Annotated in this window: 2 pseudogenes; both read left to right on the top strand. The window is 68.8% G+C overall.

Annotated elements, in window-relative coordinates:
• A pseudogene (locus RHBS_RS28280) lies at window positions 1-268 on the top strand (hypothetical protein); the annotation flags it as partial.
• A 7-nt stretch (window positions 269-275) separates the two neighbouring features.
• A pseudogene (locus RHBS_RS28275) lies at window positions 276-719 on the top strand (hypothetical protein); the annotation flags it as partial.

The raw sequence follows: 719 nt of genomic DNA, 5'->3' as shown, positions 1-719 counted from the left end.
CGCGGGTAACGGCGCGGCAACCGTGCCGACCATCCCGCCGGTCACTGCTCCGACTGTTCCCAACTACCAACCGCCTGCCGTGCAGGTTCCGCAGGCACCGAACGTGCAGGTTCCCAGCTATCAGGGCCCCACCCTCGGCGATGTCGGACAGGGCGTCGGGAACGGGCTCGGCGGAGTGGTCGGCGGTGTCGGTGACGGGCTCGGCGGTGTCGTCGGCGGTGTCGGTGACGGACTCGGCGGAGCCCTCGGCGGCCTGACCGGCCGATAGGTCGACCGTGACCAGTACCCGTTCCGAACTCGTCGGCATCGAGCGCGCCGATCGCTTCGTCCGTGATGCGCTCGACGCCAACGGATTCCATATCGTCGTCGGTGTGAACGGCTCCGGTCGATCCGCGGTTCTCGCGTCCGTTGCGGCGTCGGTGGACGCGTACACGGGCACCATCGCCGACGCGCCGTCCGGATCGATTGTTCTCGTCGATGACGCGCACCTGCTGCCGGAGCAGCGTCTCGACGAGATCGCCGCGGCTGCAACACGCTCGGACATCACCCTGATCGTCGCCACCGCGCCGCGCAGTTTCGATTCGCGCATCGAGAAGCTGATCGCCTCCGCCGCTTCCAACCGATTGACGCTGGTTCCGCTTGACAAGGCGGCCATCGCGGCGCGGGCAGCAGCGACCGTCCGGCCGATCTCCGCGTCGCTCGCCGGTGCCATTGCCAAG

The organism is Rhodococcus sp. BS-15 (assembly GCF_000813105.1).
Taxonomy (GTDB): domain Bacteria; phylum Actinomycetota; class Actinomycetes; order Mycobacteriales; family Mycobacteriaceae; genus Rhodococcoides.
Note: the sequence above shows the minus strand (reverse complement) of the source record. Positions and strands in the feature narration are given on the sequence as shown.